20 protein-coding genes are annotated in these 23,570 nt (G+C 56.4%); 10 read left to right on the top strand and 10 right to left on the bottom strand.

What is annotated here, in order from left to right; translation table 11 throughout:
* Positions 1 to 388 precede the first annotated feature (388 nt).
* From sapA to MKZ79_RS03955, 6 genes are all read left to right on the top strand, one after another.
* Complete coding sequence (gene sapA, locus MKZ79_RS03980; protein ID WP_336140300.1) at positions 389 to 2,011, top strand: ABC transporter substrate-binding protein SapA; 1,623 nt, start codon at positions 389 to 391, stop codon at positions 2,009 to 2,011.
* Positions 2,008 to 2,973 (top strand): putrescine export ABC transporter permease SapB, encoded by a 966-nt coding sequence (sapB, locus tag MKZ79_RS03975; RefSeq protein ID WP_336140299.1) that lies wholly within the window; start codon positions 2,008 to 2,010, stop codon positions 2,971 to 2,973. Before sapA ends, sapB begins: the two co-directional genes overlap by 4 nt.
* Positions 2,960 to 3,850 carry a putrescine export ABC transporter permease SapC gene (sapC, locus tag MKZ79_RS03970; protein WP_336140298.1) on the top strand — a complete coding sequence of 297 codons (891 nt, stop codon included), beginning with the start codon at positions 2,960 to 2,962 and terminating at the stop codon, positions 3,848 to 3,850. The genes sapB and sapC overlap by 14 nt, the downstream gene beginning before the upstream one ends.
* Positions 3,851 to 4,846: a putrescine export ABC transporter ATP-binding protein SapD gene (sapD, locus tag MKZ79_RS03965; protein WP_336140297.1), complete on the top strand. Its 996-nt coding sequence runs from the start codon at positions 3,851 to 3,853 to the stop codon at positions 4,844 to 4,846.
* A complete protein-coding gene (gene sapF, locus MKZ79_RS03960; protein WP_336141339.1) occupies positions 4,846 to 5,649 on the top strand; it encodes a putrescine export ABC transporter ATP-binding protein SapF in 804 nt (267 codons plus the stop codon). The genes sapD and sapF overlap by 1 nt, the downstream gene beginning before the upstream one ends.
* Before the next feature lie 190 nt (positions 5,650 to 5,839).
* On the top strand, positions 5,840 to 6,976 hold the full coding sequence (locus MKZ79_RS03955) for a CMD domain-containing protein (RefSeq protein ID WP_336140296.1): 1,137 nt from the start codon (positions 5,840 to 5,842) through the stop codon (positions 6,974 to 6,976).
* Between the two features lie 10 nt (positions 6,977 to 6,986).
* On the opposite strand, the gene MKZ79_RS03950 is transcribed toward MKZ79_RS03955, so the two are convergent.
* The 7 genes from MKZ79_RS03950 to MKZ79_RS03920 form a co-directional block, all read right to left on the bottom strand.
* A complete protein-coding gene (locus MKZ79_RS03950; protein WP_336140295.1) occupies positions 6,987 to 7,886 on the bottom strand; it encodes a LysR family transcriptional regulator in 900 nt (299 codons plus the stop codon).
* Between the two features lie 547 nt (positions 7,887 to 8,433).
* A complete protein-coding gene (locus MKZ79_RS03945; RefSeq protein WP_336140294.1) occupies positions 8,434 to 8,817 on the bottom strand; it encodes a hypothetical protein in 384 nt (127 codons plus the stop codon).
* Positions 8,818 to 9,102: 285 nt separating this feature from the next.
* On the bottom strand, positions 9,103 to 9,378 hold the full coding sequence (locus MKZ79_RS03940) for a hypothetical protein (protein ID WP_336140293.1): 276 nt from the start codon (positions 9,376 to 9,378) through the stop codon (positions 9,103 to 9,105).
* Positions 9,379 to 9,604: 226 nt separating this feature from the next.
* Positions 9,605 to 9,907 carry a hypothetical protein gene (locus MKZ79_RS03935; protein ID WP_336140292.1) on the bottom strand — a complete coding sequence of 101 codons (303 nt, stop codon included), beginning with the start codon at positions 9,905 to 9,907 and terminating at the stop codon, positions 9,605 to 9,607.
* Positions 9,908 to 10,188: 281 nt separating this feature from the next.
* On the bottom strand, positions 10,189 to 10,899 hold the full coding sequence (locus tag MKZ79_RS03930; RefSeq protein ID WP_336140291.1) for a DJ-1/PfpI family protein: 711 nt from the start codon (positions 10,897 to 10,899) through the stop codon (positions 10,189 to 10,191).
* A gap of 335 nt (positions 10,900 to 11,234) precedes the next feature.
* The gene (locus tag MKZ79_RS03925; protein WP_336140290.1) at positions 11,235 to 11,402 is read right to left on the bottom strand and encodes a general stress protein; all 168 of its coding nucleotides are present in this window, start codon (positions 11,400 to 11,402) and stop codon (positions 11,235 to 11,237) included.
* 322 nt (positions 11,403 to 11,724) lie between these two features.
* On the bottom strand, positions 11,725 to 12,630 hold the full coding sequence (locus tag MKZ79_RS03920; RefSeq protein WP_336140289.1) for a LysR family transcriptional regulator: 906 nt from the start codon (positions 12,628 to 12,630) through the stop codon (positions 11,725 to 11,727).
* A 141-nt stretch (positions 12,631 to 12,771) separates the two neighbouring features.
* Between MKZ79_RS03920 and MKZ79_RS03915 the strand changes: the two genes are divergently transcribed.
* The gene (locus MKZ79_RS03915) at positions 12,772 to 13,278 is read left to right on the top strand and encodes an SRPBCC domain-containing protein (RefSeq protein WP_336140288.1); all 507 of its coding nucleotides are present in this window, start codon (positions 12,772 to 12,774) and stop codon (positions 13,276 to 13,278) included.
* Between the two features lie 25 nt (positions 13,279 to 13,303).
* Here MKZ79_RS03915 and MKZ79_RS03910 read toward each other — a convergent pair whose 3' ends face one another.
* Positions 13,304 to 14,896 carry a PTS transporter subunit EIIC gene (locus tag MKZ79_RS03910; protein ID WP_336140287.1) on the bottom strand — a complete coding sequence of 531 codons (1,593 nt, stop codon included), beginning with the start codon at positions 14,894 to 14,896 and terminating at the stop codon, positions 13,304 to 13,306.
* Between the two features lie 241 nt (positions 14,897 to 15,137).
* Here MKZ79_RS03910 and MKZ79_RS03905 point away from each other — a divergent pair, with 241 nt between their 5' ends.
* The 3 genes from MKZ79_RS03905 to MKZ79_RS03895 all read left to right on the top strand — a co-directional run bounded on the left by MKZ79_RS03905 (position 15,138) and on the right by MKZ79_RS03895 (position 21,498).
* A complete protein-coding gene (locus tag MKZ79_RS03905) occupies positions 15,138 to 17,444 on the top strand; it encodes an FdhF/YdeP family oxidoreductase (protein ID WP_336140286.1) in 2,307 nt (768 codons plus the stop codon).
* A gap of 307 nt (positions 17,445 to 17,751) precedes the next feature.
* On the top strand, positions 17,752 to 19,686 hold the full coding sequence (locus tag MKZ79_RS03900) for an exoribonuclease II (RefSeq protein WP_336140285.1): 1,935 nt from the start codon (positions 17,752 to 17,754) through the stop codon (positions 19,684 to 19,686).
* A gap of 471 nt (positions 19,687 to 20,157) precedes the next feature.
* Complete coding sequence (locus tag MKZ79_RS03895; RefSeq protein ID WP_336140284.1) at positions 20,158 to 21,498, top strand: MFS transporter; 1,341 nt, start codon at positions 20,158 to 20,160, stop codon at positions 21,496 to 21,498.
* A gap of 317 nt (positions 21,499 to 21,815) precedes the next feature.
* Here MKZ79_RS03895 and MKZ79_RS03890 read toward each other — a convergent pair whose 3' ends face one another.
* Positions 21,816 to 22,766, bottom strand: a complete 951-nt coding sequence (locus tag MKZ79_RS03890) for a hydroxyacid dehydrogenase (RefSeq protein ID WP_336140283.1) — start codon at positions 22,764 to 22,766, stop codon at positions 21,816 to 21,818.
* Entirely contained in the window at positions 22,766 to 23,458 is a 693-nt protein-coding gene (locus tag MKZ79_RS03885) for an RraA family protein (protein ID WP_336140282.1), read from the bottom strand. The genes MKZ79_RS03890 and MKZ79_RS03885 overlap by 1 nt, the downstream gene beginning before the upstream one ends.
* Between the last annotated feature and the right edge of the window lie 112 nt (positions 23,459 to 23,570).

Raw genomic sequence — 23,570 nt, 5'->3', positions numbered from 1 at the left:
TTGCCGCAAGAGCGCGGCCTTACGCAACACTCCTGAGCGCATCGCAACAGTGCCGAAGCGGTATAGGCCGCACAAAAAAAAGCCCGCGCAGGGCGGGCTAAAAATACTGGAAGCAATGTGAGCAATGTCGTGCCCTTCTCTGGTAGAGCCCCGTTGAAGCGCAGAAGAATAATAATCATTCTCACAAAGCGTTGTAAAGTCTTTATTGATAATAATTCTCATTACCGTAATAACGTTGGGCGTATTCTTCGTCGCTATCGCGGCCTTTTAAGATTGAGCGCGCTCTTCTCTTTGCCAGCGCGAAAAAGCGTCAGTCGTCCCGGCAAACTTTGGGGGAAAACCCGGAGTGCGGTACACTCTGTGGATTGCCTGATATTTCAGATGACTTATGCGCACACTACTCTGCACTTTTCTTGCCGGCCTTAGCCTGATCAGCGCTTCGGTCGCCGCCGCTCCGCCGGAAGATATCCGCCAGAGCGGTTTCGTCTATTGCGTAAACGGCTCGGCCACCACCTTCAACCCGCAGATGGCAAGCGGCGGACTGGTGGTGGATACGCTGGCGGCGCAGCTTTACGATCGTCTGCTGGACGTTGACCCCTATACCTACCGTTTGATCCCGGAGCTGGCGGAGAGCTGGCAGGTGCTGGATAACGGCGCAACCTACCGTTTTCATCTGCGCCATAACGTCGCCTTTCAGAAAACGGCCTGGTTTACGCCGACGCGGCCGATGAATGCGGACGACGTGACCTTCAGTTTTCAGCGCATTTTCAGCCGCAAATCGCCCTGGCATAACGTCAACGGCGGCAGCTATCCCTATTTCGACAGCCTGCAGTTCGCCGACAGCGTCGCCAGCGTAAGAAAGCTGAGCGACGATACGGTGGAGATTCGCCTGAACGCGCCGGACGCCTCTTTTCTCTGGCACCTGGCGACGCACTACGCGCCGGTGCTTTCCGCCGAATATGCCGCGCAGCTGAGCAAAGTCGATCGCCAGGAGCAGCTGGATCGCCAGCCGGTCGGCACCGGCCCTTTCCAGCTCAGCGAATACCGTACCGGCCAGTATGTCCGTCTCGCCCGCCATCAGAATTACTGGAAAGGACTGCCGCGTATGCCGCAGGTGGTGATCGATATGGGCGCAGGCGGCACCGGACGCCTCTCCAAGCTGCTGACCGGCGAATGCGACGTGCTGGCTTATCCGGCGGCCAGCCAGATTTCCGTGCTGCGCGACGATCCTCGTCTGCGGCTGACGCTGCGGCCCGGCATGAATATCGCCTACCTGGCGTTCAACACGCGCAAAGCGCCATTGGATCGCCCGGAAGTGCGTCAGGCGCTGGCGCTGGCGATCAATAACGAACGGCTGATGGAGTCCGTCTATTACGGTACGGCGGAAACCGCGGCGTCTATCCTGCCTCGCGCTTCCTGGGCCTATGACAACAGCGCCCGCGTGACCGAATACAATCCGCAAAAAGCGCGCGACGCGCTCAAGGCGCTGGGCGTGGAAGATTTGCAGCTTTCGCTCTGGGTGCCAACCGCCTCGCAGGCGTGGAATCCCAGCCCGCTGAAAACCGCCGAGCTTATTCAGGCGGATCTGGCGCAAATTGGCGTCACGGTAAAAATTGTGCCGGTCGAAGGCCGCTTTCAGGAGGCGCGCCTGATGGAGATGAATCACGATCTGACGCTGACCGGCTGGGCTACCGACAGCAACGATCCCGACAGCTTTTTCCGCCCGCTGCTGAGCTGCGCCGCTATCGGCTCGCAGACCAACTATGCGCACTGGTGCGACGCCGCCTTTGACGAGACGCTGCAAAAAGCGCTGCTTTCGCAGCAGCTCGCCTCGCGCATCGACTATTACGACAAAGCGCAGACGATGCTGGCTCAGGCGCTGCCGGTGCTGCCGCTGGCCTATTCGCTGCGGCTGCAGGCCTATCGCCATGATATTCATGGCCTGGTGCTGAGTCCGTTCGGCAACGCCTCTTTCGCGGGCGTTTATCGCGATCGGGAGGCGAAACCATGATTATCTATACGCTGAGAAGGCTGGTGCTGTGGCTGGTGACGCTGTTCCTGCTGACGCTGGTCGGCTTTAGCCTCAGTTATTTTACGCCTCACGCGCCCTTACAGGGCGCCTCGCTAAGCGACGCGATGCTGTTCTGGTATCAGGGGCTGCTGCAGTTCGATTTCGGCGTCTCCAGCATCAACGGCGAGCCGGTTTCCCTTCAGCTGCTGGAGGTATTCCCCGCCACGCTGGAGCTCTGTATCCTCGCTTTCGTGCTGGCGATGGCCATCGGCATTCCTCTTGGCATCGCCGCCGGCATCATGCGCAATCGCTGGCAGGATAAGGCGATCAGCGCGCTTGCCCTGCTGGGCTTTTCCATGCCGGTGTTCTGGCTGGCGCTGCTGCTGACGCTTTTCTTTTCGCTGGATCTCGGCTGGCTGCCGGTATCGGGCCGCATCGATTTGCTCTACCCGATGAAGAATATCACCGGTTTCGCGCTGATTGACGCCTGGCTGAGCCATTCGCCGTGGCGGCACGAGATGCTGAAAAGCGTGCTGCTGCACCTGATTTTGCCGGTTACGGCGCTGGCCGTCGCGCCCACGACGGAAGTCGTGCGCCTGTTGCGTATCAGTACGCGCGAGGTAATGGAGCAAAATTATATTAAAGCCGCCGCAACTCGCGGCCTGTCGCGCCTGACGATTATTCGCCGTCACGTGCTGCATAACGCGCTGCCGCCGGTCATCCCGCGACTTGGCCTGCAGTTTTCCACCATGCTGACGCTGGCGATGATTACCGAAGTGGTATTCAGCTGGCCAGGCCTCTGCCGCTGGCTGGTGGACGCTATCCGGCAGCAGGATTATGCGGCGATCTCCGCCGGCGTCATGATGGTCGGCGGCCTGGTGATTACCGTGAACGTGCTCGCCGATATTCTTGGCGCGCTGACGACGCCGCTGAAGCATAAGGAATGGTATGCCCTCCGATAATATTTACGCCGAAAAGCGGCTTCCCAGCACTTTCCGCACGACGTGGCGGCTGTTTTACCACGACACCACCGCGATGATCGGCTTCTACCTGTTCATCGCGCTGCTGCTGCTGTGCCTGTTTGGCCGCCTGCTGGCGCCTTATGGCCTGGATCAACAGTTTTTAGGCTATCAGCTGCTGCCGCCCTCCTGGTCGCGCTACGGCGATGTCTCCTTCTTTCTGGGAACAGACGATCTGGGCCGCGATTTGCTAAGCCGCTTGCTGAGCGGCGCGGCGCCAACAGTGGGATCGGCTATCGCCATTACCGTGCTGGCCTCGCTCTGCGCGTTGGTGTTAGGCGTTTTCGCCGGGCTGACGCGCGGGCTGCGTTCGGCGGTAATGAACCATATCCTGGATACTTTCCTTTCCATTCCCTCGCTGCTGCTGGCGATTATCGTCGTCGCCTTCTTCGGGCCGGGCCTGAGCCATGCCTGGCTGGCGGTGTTTCTGGCGATTATTCCGCGCCTGGTGCGTTCGGTCTATACCGCAGTGCATGAAGAGCTGGAAAAAGAGTATGTTACCGCCGCACGCCTGGATGGCGCGACCAGTATGAATATTCTGCGCTACGCCATTTTCCCTAATATTCTGGGGCTGCTGGTGTCGGAGTTTACCCGCGCGCTGTCGATGGCGATCCTGGATATCGCCGCGCTGGGCTTTCTGGATCTGGGCGCGCAGTTGCCTTCTCCCGAATGGGGAGCCATGCTTGGCGATGCGCTGGAGCTGATTTACGTCGCGCCCTGGACGGTAATGCTGCCCGGCGCGGCGATTATGCTCAGCGTACTGATTATCAATCTGCTGGGCGACGGCATTCGTCGCGCCATCGTTGCGGGAGTTGAATAGATGCCGCTGCTCGATATACGTAATCTGACCATTGAATTTATGACCGCCGACGGGCCGGTCAAGGCGGTAGACCGCGTCAGCATCACCCTGAGCGAAGGCGAAGTTCGCGGCCTGGTCGGCGAATCCGGCTCGGGAAAAAGCCTGATCGCCAAAGCGATCTGCGGCGTAACCAAAGATAACTGGCGCGTAACCGCCGATCGGATGCGCTTTGACGATATCGACCTGCTGAAGCTGTCGCCGCGCGAAAGACGAAAAATCGTCGGTCATAACGTGTCGATGATTTTTCAGGAGCCGCAGTCCTGCCTCGACCCTTCAGAAAGCGTGGGTCAGCAGCTCAAGCAGGCGATCCCTGCCTGGACATGGAAAGGACGCTGGTATCAGCGTTTCCGCTGGCGCCATCGTCGCGCTATCGAGCTGCTGCACCGTGTGGGCATCAAAGATCATAAAGACATTATGCGCAGCTTTCCCTATGAGCTGACCGAAGGCGAATGCCAGAAGGTGATGATCGCCATCGCGCTGGCGAATCAGCCTCGCCTGCTGATTGCCGATGAACCGACCAACGCCATGGAACCCACGACCCAGGCGCAGATCTTTCGTCTGCTCTCCAGGCTGAACCAGAACAACAACACCACCATTCTGCTGATCAGCCACGATTTGCAGATGCTGAGCCACTGGGCAAACCGGATTAACGTGATGTACTGCGGGCAAACGGTGGAGACAGCCACCAGCGAAGATTTGATCGTGCAGCCGCACCATCCCTATACCCAGGCGCTGATCAGGGCGATGCCCGATTTTGGCCGCTCGCTGCCGCATAAAAGCCGTCTGAATACGCTGCCCGGCGCTATTCCTTCGCTGGAGCATCTGCCGATCGGCTGTCGTCTGGGGCCGCGCTGTCCCTACGCGCAGAAAAAATGTATTGAGACGCCGCGGCTGACGGGCAGCAAATCGCACCTGTTCGCCTGCCACTTCCCGCTGAATATGGAGAGCCAGCCATGATTGAGACGCTGCTGGAAGTCCGCAACCTCAGCAAAACCTGGCGTTATCGTACCGGGCTGTTCCGGCGTCAGCATGTGGAAGCGGTAAAAGAGGTCAGCTTCACGCTGCGGGAAAGGCAGACGCTGGCGATTATCGGCGAAAACGGCTCCGGCAAATCGACGCTGGCGAAGATGCTCAGCGGCATGGTCGAGCCGAGCGCCGGTGAGATCCTGATCGACGACCGTCCGCTGGAGTATGGCGACTACGGCTACCGCAGCCAGCGTATCCGCATGATATTTCAGGACCCGTCCACCTCGCTTAATCCACGCCAGCGTATTGGCCAGATTCTGGATTTCCCGCTGCGGCTGAATACCGACCTTTCCGCCGAAGAGCGGGAGAAGCGGATTATCGCTACGCTGCGCCAGGTCGGTTTGCTGCGCGATCACGCCGCTTATTACCCGCATATGCTGGCGCCAGGACAGAAGCAGCGCGTTGGTCTTGCCCGCGCGCTTATTCTGCAGCCTAAAGTCATCGTCGCCGACGAGGCGCTGGCCTCGCTGGATATGTCGATGCGTTCCCAGCTGGTTAACCTGATGCTTGAGCTGCAGGATAAACACGGCATCGCCTATATCTACGTGACCCAGCATCTGGGCATGATGAAGCATATCAGCGACCAGGTTATCGTGATGCATCATGGCGAAGTGGTGGAGCGCGGCAGCACCGCCGACGTGCTGGCCTGTCCGCTGCACGACCTGACAAAGAGATTGATTACCAGCCACTTTGGCGAAGCGCTGACGGCCGACGCCTGGCGCAAAGATCGCTGATCCCGAACGCCGACCCGCCCGACTCGCCGGCAGCGGGCGGTTTTCCAGCAGAAACCGCTGTTTCTTTCATCATTATGCTTTTCCGCTATTTATTAGCACCGATTGGTCTTTGTCGGTCATTCCGCTTGCGCGAGGATAGCTTTGCCCTCAGGCCCGTTGTCAGGGCCAGCCAACTTGAAAAGGAACGATCATGGAACAGCGTCGGTCGGAAAGCCACAGCCACTGGTATCATGAAACTCAGTCCACGCTCGCCGCGCGGGCGCAACCTCTGGTACCCGAGGCCGCTGAGGTGGAAGACCGCTTCCTGCTGGGACTGGCCACGCTTTGCAAAGGCGAACTGCGGCAGAATTTGCAGCAGGCGCAGCCCGCGCTGCTGGCTTCCCGGGATCTCTGTCAGCTGCTGTTCCCCGAGGCGTTGACCACCTCGCTGACGCATACGCTCTCGCTTTACGATCGCCTCAGCACCGCGCTGACCGTGGCGCAGGTCACCGGCGTGCAGCGCTTGTGCAATCACTATGCGGCGCGGCTCAACCCCTTAAGCGGCCCGGACTCTTCCCGCGAGAGCAATCGCCGCCTGACGCAGATTACCGAATACGCCCGCCAGCTGGCGATGCAGCCAACGCTGATTGATGAGGCGGCGCTGCAGCGGCTGGATGAAGCGGGCCTGACCGCGCCCGATATCATTACCTTCAGTCAGATCATCGGTTTCGTCTGCTATCAGGCGCGGGTAGCGGCAGGCATTCATGCCCTGCTTGCGCTGCCCGTACGCTGGATGCCTGGCGTCACCGTACCGGCCGATGCTGACGAAAGCTGTTTCGAACGGGCAATCGACTGGCAGCCAAGACTGTTGCCCGTTGAGCCGCGCTACGCCTCTGAAAACCAGCTCGAAGCGCTGGCCTTTTGCCAGCCGCAGCGCGCGTTAAGCCACAGCGCCGGACTGCTGGCGCACGACGGCGATGTGCTGTATGGCTGGGGACAACTCATTAACGTGCTGGAAGAGAGGATCACCACGCCGGAAGGCCAGCTGGCCGCCGCGGTAGCCGCGCGTATCAACGGCAGCCGAATGTGCTTTAGCCGCTATGCGCCGGAAAAGCTGCGCGACGCGCTTCAGGAGAGCGTGGAGAAAGCGGCGGCGGTCGCCGGACCGGTCGATCGGGCGCTTATCCAGGCGGCCGCGCAGCTTACCCGCTCGCCGGAGCGCTTCAGCGCTGCCCATCTGCAGCCGCTGGCGGAAGCGGGCCTGTCGTTGCAAAGCACGCTGAACGTTATCTTCAGTACGGCGCTGGCTGGCTGGAATAATCGGCTGATGCAGTCGCTGGGAAGCTGACAGTTTGAATTTACCGCTCGCTTAACCAGCGGCGCACCTCATCGAAAAAATGCTGCGACAACGGCGTCGCTCTGCCCGGTTCGGCAATCACCACCGCCGCCTGGCGACTCATTGGCGCAATCGCCAGCGGCCGGGAGCGCAGCTCGGGCGTCATAGCGGGCAGCAGATGGCCACGCGGCGAGATCAGACAGCCCAGGCCAACTTGCACGCCCTGCGCCAGCTGAAACACCGAGGTGGTTTCCAGAATGACCCGCAGATGAATGCCGGCTTCGCGAAAGTGCGTATCCAGATAGCGTCTGAAATAGCGGGTTTGCTCCGCCAGGCAAAAGGGAATGGTTTTAAGTTCGCTTAAGTCGAGCGGCCCTTCGCCCAGCAGCTGTGGAAAGTGCTCGGGATGGAAAACCACCTCCACGCCGTTATCCTGCAGCGGTTCCGCCTGGAAGTGCAGCTCGCGCAGCGTGACCAGCTCAAAAAAACCGATGCCCACATCTACGGTATAGCTGTTCAGCGCGTCCAGCAGCTGATCGGCGCTGAGTACCGAGACTCGGTAGTCAAGCTGCGGATAGCGCTCCTGAATGCCTTTCAGCATCAGCGGCAGCGAGACGCTACACTGCGGCACCACGCCGATGCGCAGCGTGCCGGAAACGCCGTGCTTGAGCGCCTCGACCTCAAGCTTCAAGCCCTGATAGACGGAAACGATCTCGCGCGCCCACGTCAGCACCCTTTCGCCTTCCGGCGTAAAGCCATCGAAGTTATTGCTGCGGTTGATCAGCGACAGCCCCAGCTCGCGCTCCAGATTTTTCAGCCGCATCGACAGCGTCGGCTGGCTGACAAAGCTCGCCTCCGCCGCACGGCCAAAATGGCGCTCGCGCTCCAGATTGCACAGGTAAATAAGCTGTTTTATATCCATTTTTATTGTTTTTTCAGTAAGTTATATTCATTTTAGCGCTGCATAAATGAATTGATATACCCGATTGCGTGCTCAATAAAATTGACCTGCCCTGATGTTCAGTTAGCCCGGGAGTGAAGTCAATTCAAACCGCGCTTTCCAGCATTTATTGGAACATTCGTTAACGGTGTCCGGGCAACCGCTCCGCCCACGCTTTTATGATTCGCAACACCCTGACGTTACGGACTGGCTCTACCCAATAAATTGCCTGTCGTGATGTCTGTAGTAAGTCGTTGCTCATAGTTGGCTTCTTTGCAAGCTGATAATCTACAGCACTAACAGTATGAAAACCTGTGTCTGCAGAATTAGCCCGTTATGGATTGATGGACATTCTGTCACAGCGAGCCCGCGTTAAACACGCCCGCTTCTGGCACAAAGCAGACAGGCGTACTGCTTAAGGTCACTATGAGCACAAGCGAACGTGCAGCTGAGTCGAATACTTCCGTCATAGAATGCGCCAGACTACCCTGCGCCTGACAAAGGTTGCGCTGACGCACATTTGTTTAAATTACCGAACAGTTTCAATCACCGTCCCGTGTGAGTTCATCACATCTACCCTGTCGCCCGGATAGAGATATTGATACAGCGTGCCGTCCGCTTCTTTTATTCCCGGCATCTTAACGCTTTCCACTTCGTTGATCAGTACGGCCGCCGCGTCCTCTACCCGCACGCCTTCTCTTTCGCTGATCAGAACCGCCTCTTTTTGTAAGATCTTCGTTTTTTCTTCATCCTGATAAATGGCGGGCATGACCTCCGCAAAGTCCGGATTCGGGTGGTCTTTGGTGAGCATCAGCACAAACTCAAAGGTTTCAGAGCCGCGTCTTGCGATAGTGATGTTGCTCACCTCGCAGATATGCGTAACGCCGCCGATAAAGCTTTTTACGGTTAGCATGGTTCCTCCTCAGGATTGCGGGCATAAAAAAGCCTCGCGGCTGCGAGGCGTAAAGAAAGCGGCTATTATGATGGCTGACCTGACCAGAACGGCCTGATTACCAGAAAGCGGGTCGAAAACCGCTAACGTTTCAGGCGGCGGCCCGATAAAAGCAGTGGATTAAAACAAAAAGCCCCGAGGCGTAACCTCAGGGCACCGATATCAGATTACTTTTTAACCAGCCTGTCATAAATTTAGCAACTCTTGCCTACGCAGACAAGGTTGTCGGGCTGCATGCGATACAATTTAGCCAATCGGCTCAGAAGTGGGTTCCTCTTTCGCATCGGCCACCACCAGCACCAGTGGGCATCTTTTTACCTTACAGGCCTGGGAATAGGCCAGCTCGCAGACTTCGCAAAGATCGCGCACCTCCGATTCATACTCATACTCCATAAAATAGCGAAACGTGGCGCTGCGCGACGCCGTACGCCAGAATCGCTGCTGTTCCAGAATTTCATCAAGCTGCCTGAAGGTCAGGGCCGAAGGGTTATGGAAACCCACTCTCACACGGTATGTAGTCATACCCTGATTATTTGCAGAGTCGCCAAGCGTTATCCAGGCGTTGTTGATTCTCGCTGGAATAGGCAAAACCTAAACCTGGTCAGAAAGCCGCTCTTTTTGGCAAGTTGTGCAGAAATTGGAAAGGCAGAAAGCGCCCGTGGGTTAATTAACCCTGAATCGTTAGCCATAAATAAACTAAATTAATGGCACTACAATCTGAACGCTAATAATTAATCGCACTGTTTGTTTACGCTTTTAACACGGAAACCGGTACGGAAATCCAGCTGCCGATACAGGAATAGACGACGGCGCGATAGACGGCTTCCGGCAAGGTTTTACCCACGGAAGGCGCTCTTTCATCGAGGTAAGCGATAAACATCTGCTTGTGGCCGCCGCTGCTTAAAAAGATATTCAGATTGGTGATCAGATAGCCGGCCCTGTCCCAGTTGCTGGCGACGTTAGCGGGCCACGCGCCGCCGATCGCTTTAAGGACGGCCCACTCCAGGGCTTTGCCTTCCAGCTCGTCGGTCTGTACGGTTTCAGTTAGCATAATAATCCCCGGAATAGCGCCCAACTGGGCTGAAAAGTTCGCCTGAAAGTCTGCGATAATTATTCATATTCCGGCAGCAGATTCATCCTGATCGTCGCCGAAAAGCCTGGATTCAGAATCAGTCCATATTCCTTCAGAACGCGTGCTATTGACCCTGATAGCCTGTTGATGCGTGCTGATTTCTGCATTACTGGTTGGGAATCAAAGAGTCATGATGGCCGGCGAAGGCGGCTGCCTGCGCCGACTTTAAGTGACGCTGTCACGTATAGTTCTGCTAACTGTTACTCGTGATGGCCGTCGACAGATAGCGCGGCAGCAGCTTTAGCCGTTGCCGCCGCTCTTTTAGCGATAAAGGGCGAGATTTCAGCGCTCGCTTTCTCCACCAGCTCTTTCGCCGCTACGCGAGGCGAACCGCAGACGAATGGCGGTTCGGGATCGTATTCCATATGCAGCTGAATAGCCTGAGCCGCCTCATCCCCGTACAGCGCGGCTACTACGCTCAGCGCAAAGTCGATGCCGGAAGTGACGCCTGCGCCGGTAATCAGATTGCCATCGCGCACCACCCGCTCGCTGACCGGCTCGGCGCCCAATAGCGCCAGCTGCTGTAGCGATGCCCAATGGCAAGTCGCTTTACGCCCTTTTAGCAGTCCTGCCGCGCCTAATATCAGCGAACCAGTGCAGACCGAGGTCACCAGACTCACCTCTGCGCTTTTACGTCGTATAAAGTTGAGCGTATCGACATCATCCATCAGCGCGATTTGCCCTGGCCCGCCGGGCACGCAAATAACGTCCAGCGTTGGACAGGTTGTAAATGTTGCGGAAGGCACAATGGCCATGCCACGATCGGAAACCACGGGATCCAAAGTTTTCCAGATAAGATGTACGCTGGCGTTCGGCGCACGGGCAAAGACTTCAAACGGGCCAGTGAGATCGAGCTGGGTTAAATTGGGATAAAGCAGTAGGCCAATCGAAATAGTAGAGGCGCTCATCATATTTCCTTGTAGTGAAAACGCCAGGTTCTCATCTTTGGACAAGGGAAACAATCTTAAATTAGGTCATTCCATGTAATAATATCACTACTGGCAATCCTCCGGTATAGCAAATAATCACCCGCATAAGAACCTGAAAACCATTATTTCCTGCCTGAATATATCACTAATAAAAAGCGCTATTTTCATGCAAAAAACCCGCCATTCCTGACACAGAGGAAAGCGGGTTTTTCAGGCAAAAGTTTGCCGACGTAATATCCTTTACCTGTTATTCATCTGCTCCCTTTACTCCATAATTATCGTCAGATAATTATCGCTCCCGGCAGCTGCCGGGCTAATCAGCTACGGCGGCTGCTCTGCCCGCCTTTCTTGCCAGATTCAGAAGCCTTTTCGCGGTCGTTCTTGAAGCTGCCGCTACTGCTGCTCTGGCCGCCTTTTTTACCTGCTTCTGATGCTTTCTCACGATCTTCGGCGAAGTTGCCGGAATTGCCACGATGCTGAGTCATAATAACATCCTCTTCGTGTTTCAAATTTCTCACCGGATAATAGTTGGCTCGGCTGTTGCTGTTTTACCGAACGCCGGTGAACGTCGTGCATGAATAACTATAGCAAGCCTCAGAAAGGTTGCAAGAAATAAGGCCACTTATTTTATAGCGGCTCGGTAGAAATAAATTACCAACCTATAACGCTCTGACAAAAATCATTATTGATGATAAATGTAACTTCATATTGCACACTGTGTAATATATTTAAACTTTATGCTGATGAATAATTTAGATGCATTTTGCCGCTTCGTTAATTAGCCAAAACAAGAGCGGCCACTGAAAACTATTGCATAGTCACCGTTTCCGCCAGCAGCGTCCTTAGCCAGCGATGGCGCAAATCGCTATGGGTTCGGTCATGCCAGGCCAGGGTTTTAGTAAAGCCCGTAATCGCCAGCGGCGGCGTTTTTATCGTCATTTTCTCTACGTCTTTTGCCAGACGCGCAGGCGTTACCGCTATCAAATCGCTGACCTGCAGGATTTCCGGCAGCATCAGAAAGCTGTTTACCGCCATCACCACCTTTCTTTTACAGCCCAGCTTCGCCAGGGCTTCGTCGGTGGCGCCAGAGAATTTATCGCCGGTAAAAGAGACCAGCACCTGATCCAGTTCGCAAAAGCGCGCCAGGGTCAGCGGCTCAGGGCCAGCGTCAGGATGATCCGCGCGCATCATGCAAACATAGTGTTCATCAAACAGATTGCGGGCATGAAGTTCCTGCGGCGCCGTGTCCGGCGTGACCAGCGCGAAGTCCACTTCGCCGCGCTCCAGCTGCCCGACAAGGCGCTCATAATGCACCGGCACCACCGCTACCCGAATCTTTGGCGCCTGCTGCCGCAGCCTCGCGATAAAAGGCACGATTACCGCTTTTAGCGCATAGTCCGTTGCGGCAAGCGTTATGGTCATTTCCGCGCTGGCCGGGTCGAAGACTTTCGGCTGTAACAGCGCCTCGGTTTCACTGAGGATCTTCTTCACCGGCGCGGCCAGCTCCAGCGCACGAAGCGTAGGCACGATGCCTCTTTGCGTGCGGCTGAATAGCGGATCGTCAAAACAGTCACGCAGGCGCGTTAACATCCCGCTGACGGCTGGCTGAGTCAGCGACAGTCTGGCCGCCGCCCGCGTTACGCTGCGCTCATCCAGCAGCGCATCAAGCGCCTTCAGCAGGTTCAAATCCAGGGTGCGAATATCGTTTTTCATCGGTTCGTTAAGGCCAGCTGAGATATCAATAATTATGATATCAGCAATCATAAACCCTGATTGGTTTTATATTACTGCGGTTCGCATACTGGCTTTAGCGGGCGGCGACTGGCGCTGCTCCCCTTTCCTGACGAGTAGACGATGAACGCTATTTTCTGGCCTGAAGGCTATATTCCGGGTTTTTGCGATAATTTCGCTTCGAACGAAGTGATTGTGGCGGGACTTTGCGTAGCGGATATCTGGCCATTGTTAAACACGCCTTCCCTGTGGCCAACTTACTATGAGAATGCCGCTGACATCCGTTTTTATGACGGCAAAGGCCCTGAGCTGGCGCAGGATGTACGCTTTTACTTTACGACCTTCGGTTTCCCGGTGGATGCGCAGGTCACGGAACATGTGGCGCCTTCCGCCGACGAACCGGCTCGCCTGGCGTGGCACGGCTGCTCAGGCGAAGGCGAGAAGCGGCTGGATGTGCATCACGCCTGGCTGCTGGAGGATATGGGCGGGCGCTTGCGTATCCTGACCCAGGAAACCCAGAACGGTAATCCGGCGAAAGAGCTGGCGAAAACCACGCCCGATCCCATGATCAACGGCCATCAGGCGTGGCTGAAGGGATTAGTCGCCGCCGCCCGTGCCCGCAAAGCCTGACGGTCAGACCAGAGCGAGGCGAACGTCAGGTCGCGCCCAGCGCGATTTTGACTTCGCTGGCGATTTTCTCTACCTGCGGGCCATAAATAACCTGCACGTCGTGGTCGCTGACGCGATTTACGCCGTTGGCGCCGGTGGTCATCAAAGTCTGATCGACCACTTCTTTCATCTCTTTTACCCGCACGCGCAGCCGGGTAAAGCAGCAATCGACCTCTTCTATATTATTTTCGCCGCCCAGCCCGCTAATGATCACCCGAATGCGCTCGTCCGCCGCCACCGTTCGGCTTTCCGGCGCCGCCTCTTCCGTTTCCCTGCCCGGCGTTTCTACCCGCATACGCGTGATAATGAAACGGAAACCGTAGTAGTAGAGAGGCGCATAAACCGCGCCCAGCACCAGCGCCCACCACCAGTGCGTTTTGCTGCCGCCAAGAATACCGAACACCACCAGATCGATAGCGCCGCCCTGAATATTGCCAATCATCAGCTGCATCATCGACATCAGCATAAAGGAGAGGCCGCTGAGAAAAGCGTGCAACAGATAGAGCACGGGTGAGACAAAGATAAAGCAGAACTCCAGCGGCTCAGTGATACCCGTCGTGAAGGAGGTCAGCGCGCCGGCCAGCATCAGCGCCTTGACGCGCTGTTTATGTTCCGGCCTGGCGCAGTGATAAATCGCCAGCGCCGCCGCCGGCAGGCCGAACATCATCACCGGAATTTTTCCCTGAGCGAGAAACTGCGTGGCGTTGCGAATAATATTGTCCGGCACCGATCCTGGATGAGTCAGCGCGGTGTTGAAGATATTGAGCGCGCCTACGATGGTCTGGTTGTCTACCGTAGCGACGCCGCCAATCGGCGTAAAGCGCACCGTTTCGTTGAGGATATGGTGCAGGCCGGTCGGGATCAGCAGCCGTTCGCTGCTGCCGTAGAGAAAGGCGCCGTACTGGCCGCTTTTGCCGATCAGCTCGCCGACCCAGGCGATACCCGCGCCGATGGTCGGCCAGATTGCTGCCAGCAGCACGCCCACCAGCGGCAGCACCAGCACGGTGACCACAGGCACAAAACGTCTGCCGCCAAAGAAGCTGATAGCAGTGGGAAGCTGCGTGGTGTAGAAGCGATTATGGATAGCGGCGGTGAGCAACCCGGCGATCACGCCGCCCAGCACGCTCATGTTATAGGTGAAGATGCCGAGCATCGGGATATATTCCGCCGAGGTCATCATGGCGGCGGTTTGCTCCATCCCCTTTGCCTGGAGCGCTTCCGGCGTGGTGGTGGCTGCGGTCAGCCCCTGTGCGGCAAGCGTGGCGCTGACGCCGACATGCATGGCGATAAAACCGATAACGGCGGCAAAAGCGGCGGTCGGCTTCTCCGCTTTCGCCAGGCCGATGGCGCTGGCGACGGCAAAAAAGAGCGGCAGATTGGCGAACAGCGCGCCGGCGACCTTGCGGATAAAGCCGATAATCAGCTGCGGCACGTGCAGGTTGGCAAACGCCTCGCCGGTAATCGCCGGGTTTTGCAGCGCTGCCGCCACGCCCAGAAAGATACCGGCGGCGGCGATAACGGAGATCGGCATCATTAACGCCTTGCCGAAAGCATGGATTTTACTGGCAAGTTCTTTCACAGGCCCCTCGTCTTTCGCAGCGGAAAGCCTGAGTATGAGCCAGCGCAAAAAGTGCGGCGGAGAAAAGCACAAGCTTCCATGTGATTCTTTGATATGCCTCACGCTTTAGCGATAAACCCCACCTATCGCATGATTAAAGCAATCAATTAGACAATTTTGTTAAGAACTCACAGACTGTGCCGATAAAAGAAGTCATAACTTCTTAACAAGACAAAAACATTCAAATCACCTGCGAAGCACTATGAAATTTAAAACTGCAATAAAACCTTACCAGGCGGCGGCGGGCGGCTGGGGATCACTGGAAGCGACGACCCGCTTTGTTTTTGACAGCAAGCAAGTTCTGAAAAATATGCGCAACCTGATGCGCATGAACAAAGCCAAAGGCTTTGACTGTCCCGGCTGCGCCTGGGGCGACGACAACAAGAGCACTTTCAGCTTTTGTGAGAACGGCGCCAAAGCCGTTACCTGGGAAGCCACGCGCCGCTTTATCGACGCCAGCTTCTTCGCCCAGCACAGCGTCTCCGCGCTCTATAAGCAGAGCGACTACTTCCTGGAATATCAGGGTCGCCTGACCGAGCCGCTACGCTATAACCGTGAAACCGATCGTTACGAGCCTATTAGCTGGGATGATGCCTTTGCCCTGATCGCTAAACACATCAAGGCGATGGATAACCCCGATCAGATGGAGCTTTATACCTCTGGTCGCGCCAGCAATGAAGCTTCGTGGCTTTATCAGCTGTTTGGCCGCATGAACGGCAGCAATAACTTTCCTGACTGTTCGAACATGTGTCACGAAGCCAGCGGCACCGGCCTGAAGCGCAGTATCGGCGTAGGCAAAGGCACGATTCGCCTGGATGATTTCGATCATGCGGACGCGATTTTTGTTTTCGGTCAGAACCCGGGTACTAACCATCCACGTATGCTGCACAGCCTGCGTCACGCCGCCGATCACGGCGCGAAAATCGTGACGTTCAATACGCTGCGCGAGCGCGGCCTGGAGCGCTTTGCCGACCCGCAGAAGCCGCTGGAAGTGGTCACCAGCAAAGCCGGCACCATCAGCTCTACCTATTACCAGCCGAACCTCGGCGGCGATATGGCGGCGGTGCGCGGCATGGTGAAAGCGCTGGCGGAAACCCATTTCGCCCGGATCGCGGCAGGCGAACCCGGTATTTTTGACGAAGTGTTCATCAACGCCAAAACCGAAGGGATGGATGCCTATCTGGCTGAAGTCGCCGCTACCGAATGGTCGCATATCGTTCAGCAGTCCGGCCTGACCGAACAGCAGATCCGCGAAGCCGCCGCTATCTACCAGAGCGCCGAGCGCGTGATCTGTACCTGGGCGATGGGCGTGACGCAGCACAAGCACTCTGTGGATACCGTGCGCGAGATCGTTAACCTGCAGCTGCTGTTCGGCCAGCTGGGCAAGAAAGGCGCAGGCCTTTGCCCGGTGCGCGGTCACAGTAATGTGCAGGGCAACCGCACTATGGGTATCGACGAGAAGCCAACCAAAGCTTTCCTGGATAGCCTGGGCAACCACTTCGGCTTCGAGCCGCCGCGCGAAATCGGTCATAACACCGTGGAAGCGCTGGAAGCGATGCTGCGTGACGAAATCAAGGTGCTGATCGCGCTGGGCGGCAACCTGGCCGCCGCCGCGCCGGACAGCCCGCGTACCGAAGAGGCGCTGCGCCGCTGCGGCCTGACCGTGCAGATCAGCACCAAGCTGAACCGCAGCCACCTCTGCCCTGGCGCCGTGGACGCGCTGATCCTGCCTACGCTGGGTCGTACCGAGCAGGATATTCAGGCTAGCGGCCCGCAGTTTATTACCGTGGAAGACTCTTTCAGCATGGTTCACGCCTCTGAAGGCGTCGGCAAGCCTATCGCCGACACCCAGCGTTCCGAAACGGCAATTGTCGCCGGTATCGCGCACGCCGTGCTCGGCTCGGAAAAAGTGGACTGGCTGGGCCTGGCGGCGGATTACAATCTGATCCGCGACCATATCGCCGCCACTATTCCCGGCTTCGCCGACTTTAACGCGAAATGCGAGATCAAAGGCGGCTTCTACCTGGGCAACGCGGCAGCGGAGTTCCGCTTCAACACGCTGAACAACAAAGCGCAGTTCAGCGCCGCTCGCCTGCCGGATTCGCTGTTCCCGCAGCTGGATGAGGAAGTGCCGTTTACGCTGCAAACGCTGCGCTCGCACGATCAGTACAACACCACGATTTACGGCCTCGATGACCGTTATCGCGGCGTGTACGGCCAGCGTGAAGTGCTGTTTATCAACCCGGAAGATATGGCGCGCCTGGGCTTCTCCGCAGGCGACAATGTGGATATCGAGACGCTGTGGAACGACGGCATTACGCGTAAGGTGACCGAATTCAAGCTGGTGCCTTACAACATTCCCGCAGGCAACCTGGCGGCCTACTATCCGGAAACCAACCCGCTGGTGCCGCTCTCCAGCTTCGGCGACGGCAGCGGTACGCCGACCTCGAAATCGGTGCCGGTAAAAATCACGCTGTCAGAAGTCAAACCGGGTCTGCGTATCGCCTGAGTTGGCCACTAAATCAAGCCGGGTAAATCCCGGCTTTTTTACGTCTGTCTGCGGCGTTGCACGCCATTGCCGCCAGGCGGATCAATTCTGAAAATGCCCTGAAAGCAGCAGTCAGGCCGTTGACCGCGCGGAAGAATTCGCGCCGCTGTCCCGTCGCGCCACGCCCTTCTCTGCGCGCTGAAAAAGCGTGCGGCGAACTCAGGCGAAGCGCGGTAAAGCCCGCGATTTTCCGGGCTTTTTACTTGCCGCGACGCGGTTAATCGCGTAAAACTGTCTGCCGCTCTTAGGCCACGAAAACGTTGAGATTATGTTCCAGGATAACCCGCTGCTCGCGCAGCTCAAAGAGAAACTCCACTCCCAGACGCCGCGTGTTGAAGGGGTGGTAAAAGGCACCGAAAAAGGCTTCGGCTTTCTGGAAGTCGACGCTCAGAAAAGCTATTTTATTCCGCCGCCGTTTATGAAAAAAGTGATGCACGGCGACCGTATTATCGCGGTGCTGCAGACCGATAAGGATCGTGAAGTCGCCGATCCGGAAAAACTCGTTGAGCCGTTCCTGACGCGTTTTGTGGGCCGCGTGCAGAAGAAAGACGATCGTCTTTCCATCATTCCCGATCATCCGCTGCTGAAAGACGCCATTCAGTGCCGTCCCGACCGCAACCTGAAGCATGATTTCCAGGCCGGCGACTGGGCCGTCGCTGAAATGAAGCGCCACCCGCTGAAAGGCGATCGCACTTTTTATGCTGAACTGACCGCTTTTATTACCACCGGCGACGACCATCTGGCGCCGTGGTGGGTTACGCTTTCCCGTCACAATCTGGAGCGCGAAGCGCCGGAAGCCGTGGCCGGCGAAATGCTGCCCGAGCAGCCTGAGCGTGAAGATCTTACCGCGCTGGACTTCGTCACCATCGACAGCGCCAGCACGGAAGATATGGATGACGCTCTTTACGTTGAAGAACTGCCTGAAGGCAAACTGCGTCTGACTATCGCTATCGCCGATCCGACCGCTTACGTTGCGGCGGGCAGCGAGCTGGACGCTATCGCCGCCGAGCGCGCCTTTACCAACTATCTGCCCGGCTTCAATATTCCGATGCTGCCGCGTCAGCTCTCCGACGATATCTGCTCGCTGCGTCCCAACGAGCGTCGTCCGGCGCTGGCCTGCCGCGTGACGGTAGCGGCCGATGGTACGCTGGGCGAAGATATTCACTTCTTTGCGGCCTGGATTGAATCCAAAGCCAAGCTGGTTTACGACCAGGTTTCCGACTGGCTGGAAAACAGCGGCGACTGGCAGCCGACAAGCGAAGCTATCGCCACGCAGATCCGTCTGCTGCATAAGCTGTGCCTGGCGCGCGGCGAATGGCGTCAGACCCATGCGCTGGTGTTTAAAGACCGTCCCGATTTCCGCTTCCTGCTGGGCGAGAAAGGCGAAGTGCTCGATATCATCGCCGAGCATCGCCGCATCGCCAACCGCATCGTGGAAGAGGCGATGATTACCGCCAATATCTGCGCTGCTACCGTGCTGCGCGAGAAACTGGGCTTCGGCATCTACAATATTCATCACGGTTTCGACCCGGTAAACGCCGAGCAGGCCGCCAACGTGTTGGAAAACCACGGCGTGAAGGTCGACCCGCAGGCGATCGCCACGCTGGAAGGTTTCCGCCAGCTGCGTCGCGAACTGGACGCGCAGCCGACCCAGTTCCTCGACAGCCGCATTCGCCGTTTCCAGTCTTTCGCGGAGATCGGCATCGAGCCAGGCCCGCACTTCGGCCTGGGTCTGGAAGCCTACGCGACCTGGACTTCACCGATCCGTAAGTATGGCGATATGATCAACCATCGCCTGCTGAAAGCGATGATCAAAGGCGAAGCGGCTGCGCGGCCGCAGGACGAGATCACCGTGAAGATGAGCGAGCGCCGTCGCCTGAACCGCATGGCGGAACGTGACGTGGGCGACTGGCTCTACTCGCGCTTCCTGCAGAAGTCGGCCGGCACCGATACCCGCTTTGCGGCGGAGATTATCGATGTTTCCCGCGGCGGGATGCGCGTGCGCCTGACCGCTAACGGCGCTGTCGCCTTTATCCCGGCGCCGTTTATTCACGCGGTGCGTGATGAACTGGTTTGCAGCCAGGAGAACGGCACGGTGCAGATCAAGGGCGAAGTCGCTTATCGCGTCACCGACCTGATTGAAGTCACTATCGCGGAAGTCCGCATGGAAACCCGCAGCATCGTGGCTCGTCCGGTCGCTTAACGACCTTTCAGGCGGGAGTCCTCTCCCGCCTGCTCTGCTGTTTTTCCCAGAAACTCAATTCCCTTTGTCGCGCTTTTCAAAATCAGCAGCAACAGGCAAATCAATGCTGCCGCAGCGAGGTTGTACAGTATCCCGGCAACAAACGCAGAGGCATAGCTGTTGCGACGTTAAGCCATTGCTCTTTCCGCACCTGAATTAACGGCATCTATCCTGTCGCCGCGCAGGCGCGCTGGTTCAATCGACCCACTCTGGCCAGAATCTGACCCGCTATAAAATCCTTCCACCATCACACAAATGAAAAGCATCACATACCTTTTTGTGACAAGAGACACAACCTGATAACAATCACAGACAAAAAAGAAGGAATATCGCGATATGATTTCACTCTGTACACTGCGGTTTTACACAGTAAAACAACCACCTTCCCCACGTTTTACCGTGTAAGGCTATGACAAACTTGTGAGGATCATCATGTCTGAGAAAAAGCAAATCACGACTTTCTCTGCCGATATCGAACAGCAGACGGTCAGAAAGGTGGTCTGGCGCATTTTGCCCTTTCTTATCGTCTGCTATCTGATTGCCATCATCGACCGTGGGAATATCGGTATGGCTTCGCTGCAGATGAATGAAGATTTGGGGCTCTCCAAAGCCGTTTTTGGCCTGGCCAGTAGCCTGTTCTTTGTCGGATATTTCCTGTTTGAAGTGCCCAGTAACCTTGCGATGCAGAAAATTGGCGCGAAGATTTGGATTTCTCGCATTATGATTTCCTGGGGCATTATCTCGGTCTGCACCGCCTTTGTTGAAAGCGCCAACACGCTGTATGTATTGCGATTCCTTTTGGGAGCGGCTGAGGCGGGCTTCTTTCCTGGCGTGATTCTTTATCTGACTTACTGGATACCGGGTAAATATCGCGCCCGTGTAATTGCCACCTTTATGGTAGCCATTCCCGCAGCAAACTTTATCGGCTCGCCTGTCTCTGGAGCCATATTGTCACTTGATGGCTGGTACGGTATGCGCGGCTGGCACTGGTTATTTATCATGGAAGGCGTCCCGGCGGTAATTTTAGGCATTGCCGCTTTCTTTATGCTGAATAATCGGCCTACAGATGCCAGCTGGTTAAATCAGGAACAAAAAGCCTGGTTGAATGGCACGCTTGCAGCGGAGAATGCGAAGAAAAAAGCGATTGGCCATATTTCTTTATGGCAACTGCTGCGCCACAAACATATTTGGGTGATGGCGCTGATTTATGCCGGTGCGTCTGCGGCAGGGTCAACGTTAAGCGTCTGGTCTCCACAGTTGCTTAAATCCTTCGGTCTGGATAACTTCACCACCGGCCTGGTAAACGCCATCCCTTACGGTCTGGCTTCTGTCCTGATGATTGTCTGGGGCAGAAGTTCTGACCGTAGCGGCGAGCGCCGCTGGCATACCGCGCTCACGCTCTTCCTGATTGCAGGCGGTCTGCTCTCCGCCTTTATCACCAACAGTTTGATGGGCAGCGTTGTTATTCTTTCGCTGGTGCTGACAGGTGCGTACTCCATGAAAGGGCCTTTCTGGGCGCTGGCCTCCGGCTGGATGTCTTCTACCACGGCGGCGGCCGGTCTGGCGGCCATTGGCGCAATGGCTAATCTGATTGGCGGCGGATTAATGGTCAATGTTTACGGCATCATCAACCAGGCCACTGGCAGTCATACACTTGCCATGGTGCCGCTGGCGATTTTATGTGGTATCGGCGGTATTGCCGTACTGATTATGGGCCGTAAAAAAGCGTTGAATATCGATGCCGAAAATATCGCGTCGCCGTTGAGTAAATAACGTCACCATCCCGCAGGTAGTCACTTCAAAGCCTGCGGGATACTTTCCACGTATTCCCTCTCGCCTGTCAACGCGCCAAACGATAGCTTTTCAGCGCTTCACATAAAAACATTCTTTCTGCTCATTAAGACATTGAGGTTATCAGGTTGCCGGGCAACCAGATTTCAGACAGTTATCTGTCTGGAAAATACTCGTTGCCGGGGTTGGTGAGCGTAATACCGGTGGCTTCAGGAAGGGTAATCGACCTTACCCGCAGACTAACACTTATTCCCGCAGGTCAGGTAAGGTCGTTAAATATTGTGGTTCGAATGAACTTATTACGACAGGGTAGCTGCCCTTTTCACTGGTTCGGCCAGCACTTTCAGGACATTATTTGCTGCAGCTGTTCCCATTTTTACGTAGGAGTTATCACTTACGCCACCAATATGCGGCGACAGAATAACATTCTCAACGCTCTGCCAGATATGTGGCGCGGTAAGGGGCTCCACAGCAAAACTATCCAGCGCTGCCCAACTAACAGTGCCGTTATCGAGTGCCGCTAACAAAGCTTCATCGTCAATCAGTCCGCCGCGAGCGGTATTAACCAGTATGGCGCCTTTTTTACACTGGTTCAGCCTGTCGCTGTTGATCATGTGCCGCGTCTGCTCAGTCAGTGGGCAATGCAGCGAAATCACATCCGCCTGCTGCAGCAGGCCTTCAAGCGACGAGGATTCACATTCGTCAGGAAAGGATTTGGCGAACGGGTCATATGCAAGCACTTTCATACCAAACGCTTTGCCAATGCGGGCGACCCGACTGCCAATGGCGCCCAGCCCAATGAGACCCAGCGTTCTGCCTTCGAGTTCAACAGACTTATGGGTAGATTTGTCCCAATACCCCTGACGCATTCGACGATCGAGTGGGATAACCGCTTTTGCGCAGGCTAAAATCATCGTCCATGTATGTTCAGCTACCGCCGCTGCATTAGCACCGGGCGCCGACTGAACGCTAATCTGGCGCTCAGCCGCCGCTTTTTGATCGATAACGTCAATCCCACTGCCGTGCTTGGAAATCACCCGCAAATGAGGAGCGGCGTCCATAATACGGGCATTTATTTTTCCGTAACGGACAATAATGGCAACCGGATTATGCTGCTGGCACAGCCTGTACAATTCGTCTTCACTGGGTTGTTTGCCGGCATAAACAACGCTGAAGCCTTTAAGCAGGCTTAGCGCTTCTTCAGCCAGATCGCTGCCGGTGACCAACACTACGGGATAAGAAGATGCCATTACAATTCCTCGCCTTCGGTTAACATACCAGCCGCAAACAGGGCTTTTTCTAACCACGGCGCGCGAATGTCGCCATCACCAATGGCCGCAATACGCTTGCTCTCTGCATCCAGCTTTTTCTGTGCCAGTTCGAGCAGAGCCGGAACGGCTTCACGCGGTAACACCACCACGCCGTCGATATCACCAATGATGAGATCGCCGGGCTGGATCGCTGCACCGGCAACGGAAGCAGGAAAGTTAACGCGACCCGCAATCGACTTGGTCGGGCCGCAAGGATTCAAGCCCGCGGAGAAAATCGGGAAGCCGTTTGCGCACAGGGCGTCAGCATCCCTGACGGCACCATCGATGATAATACCAGCAATACCCGATGCTTCTGCCTGTGTGGACATAATCTCACCGATCAAAGCGCAGCTGATATCGCCTTTGCCGTCAACGACGATCACATCGCCAGGCTGAGCGATAGCGAGCGCCGCGTGAATGGCAAGGTTGTCTCCCGGCCGCACCTCGACCGTAACGGCGGGACCGGCCACCTTCATGGTGGGCGCAACGGGCTTAATGCGACCGTGCAGCGTACCGCGCCGTCCGGCAACGTCGGCAAGGATTGCAGCCTGAAACTCAGCAGCCTGTTTCACCAGCTCAGGCGCAACACGAATGACGTCGCGTTTAATGTAACTATTTTCTGCGTGTGGCATAAATTGACCCCTTTGTTTTACCTGGTACAACATTGTTGTACAATATAAAACTACTATATCGATGTTAATTTAGATCTCACCAGTGTTAAGTATTCATTTGTGATGTAAATAC

It is taken from the genome of Erwinia sp. CGal63 (genome assembly GCF_037026505.1).
Lineage (GTDB): Bacteria > Pseudomonadota > Gammaproteobacteria > Enterobacterales > Enterobacteriaceae > Erwinia.
Note: the sequence above shows the minus strand (reverse complement) of the source record. Positions and strands in the feature narration are given on the sequence as shown.

Bases quoted from the DNA above. Each gene is read 5' to 3' on its own strand.
- sapA (WP_336140300.1), top strand. From the start codon at position 389: ATGCGCACACTACTCTGCACTTTTCTTGCCGGCCTTAGCCTGATCAGC.
- sapB (WP_336140299.1), top strand. From the start codon at position 2,008: ATGATTATCTATACGCTGAGAAGGCTGGTGCTGTGGCTGGTGACGCTG.
- sapC (WP_336140298.1), top strand. From the start codon at position 2,960: ATGCCCTCCGATAATATTTACGCCGAAAAGCGGCTTCCCAGCACTTTC.
- sapD (WP_336140297.1), top strand. From the start codon at position 3,851: ATGCCGCTGCTCGATATACGTAATCTGACCATTGAATTTATGACCGCC.
- MKZ79_RS03955 (WP_336140296.1), top strand. From the start codon at position 5,840: ATGGAACAGCGTCGGTCGGAAAGCCACAGCCACTGGTATCATGAAACT.
- MKZ79_RS03950 (WP_336140295.1), bottom strand. From the start codon at position 7,886: ATGGATATAAAACAGCTTATTTACCTGTGCAATCTGGAGCGCGAGCGC.
- MKZ79_RS03945 (WP_336140294.1), bottom strand. From the start codon at position 8,817: ATGCTAACCGTAAAAAGCTTTATCGGCGGCGTTACGCATATCTGCGAG.
- MKZ79_RS03940 (WP_336140293.1), bottom strand. From the start codon at position 9,378: ATGACTACATACCGTGTGAGAGTGGGTTTCCATAACCCTTCGGCCCTG.
- MKZ79_RS03935 (WP_336140292.1), bottom strand. From the start codon at position 9,907: ATGCTAACTGAAACCGTACAGACCGACGAGCTGGAAGGCAAAGCCCTG.
- MKZ79_RS03930 (WP_336140291.1), bottom strand. From the start codon at position 10,899: ATGATGAGCGCCTCTACTATTTCGATTGGCCTACTGCTTTATCCCAAT.
- MKZ79_RS03925 (WP_336140290.1), bottom strand. From the start codon at position 11,402: ATGACTCAGCATCGTGGCAATTCCGGCAACTTCGCCGAAGATCGTGAG.
- MKZ79_RS03920 (WP_336140289.1), bottom strand. From the start codon at position 12,630: ATGAAAAACGATATTCGCACCCTGGATTTGAACCTGCTGAAGGCGCTT.
- MKZ79_RS03915 (WP_336140288.1), top strand. From the start codon at position 12,772: ATGAACGCTATTTTCTGGCCTGAAGGCTATATTCCGGGTTTTTGCGAT.
- MKZ79_RS03905 (WP_336140286.1), top strand. From the start codon at position 15,138: ATGAAATTTAAAACTGCAATAAAACCTTACCAGGCGGCGGCGGGCGGC.
- MKZ79_RS03900 (WP_336140285.1), top strand. From the start codon at position 17,752: ATGTTCCAGGATAACCCGCTGCTCGCGCAGCTCAAAGAGAAACTCCAC.
- MKZ79_RS03895 (WP_336140284.1), top strand. From the start codon at position 20,158: ATGTCTGAGAAAAAGCAAATCACGACTTTCTCTGCCGATATCGAACAG.
- MKZ79_RS03890 (WP_336140283.1), bottom strand. From the start codon at position 22,766: ATGGCATCTTCTTATCCCGTAGTGTTGGTCACCGGCAGCGATCTGGCT.
- MKZ79_RS03885 (WP_336140282.1), bottom strand. From the start codon at position 23,458: ATGCCACACGCAGAAAATAGTTACATTAAACGCGACGTCATTCGTGTT.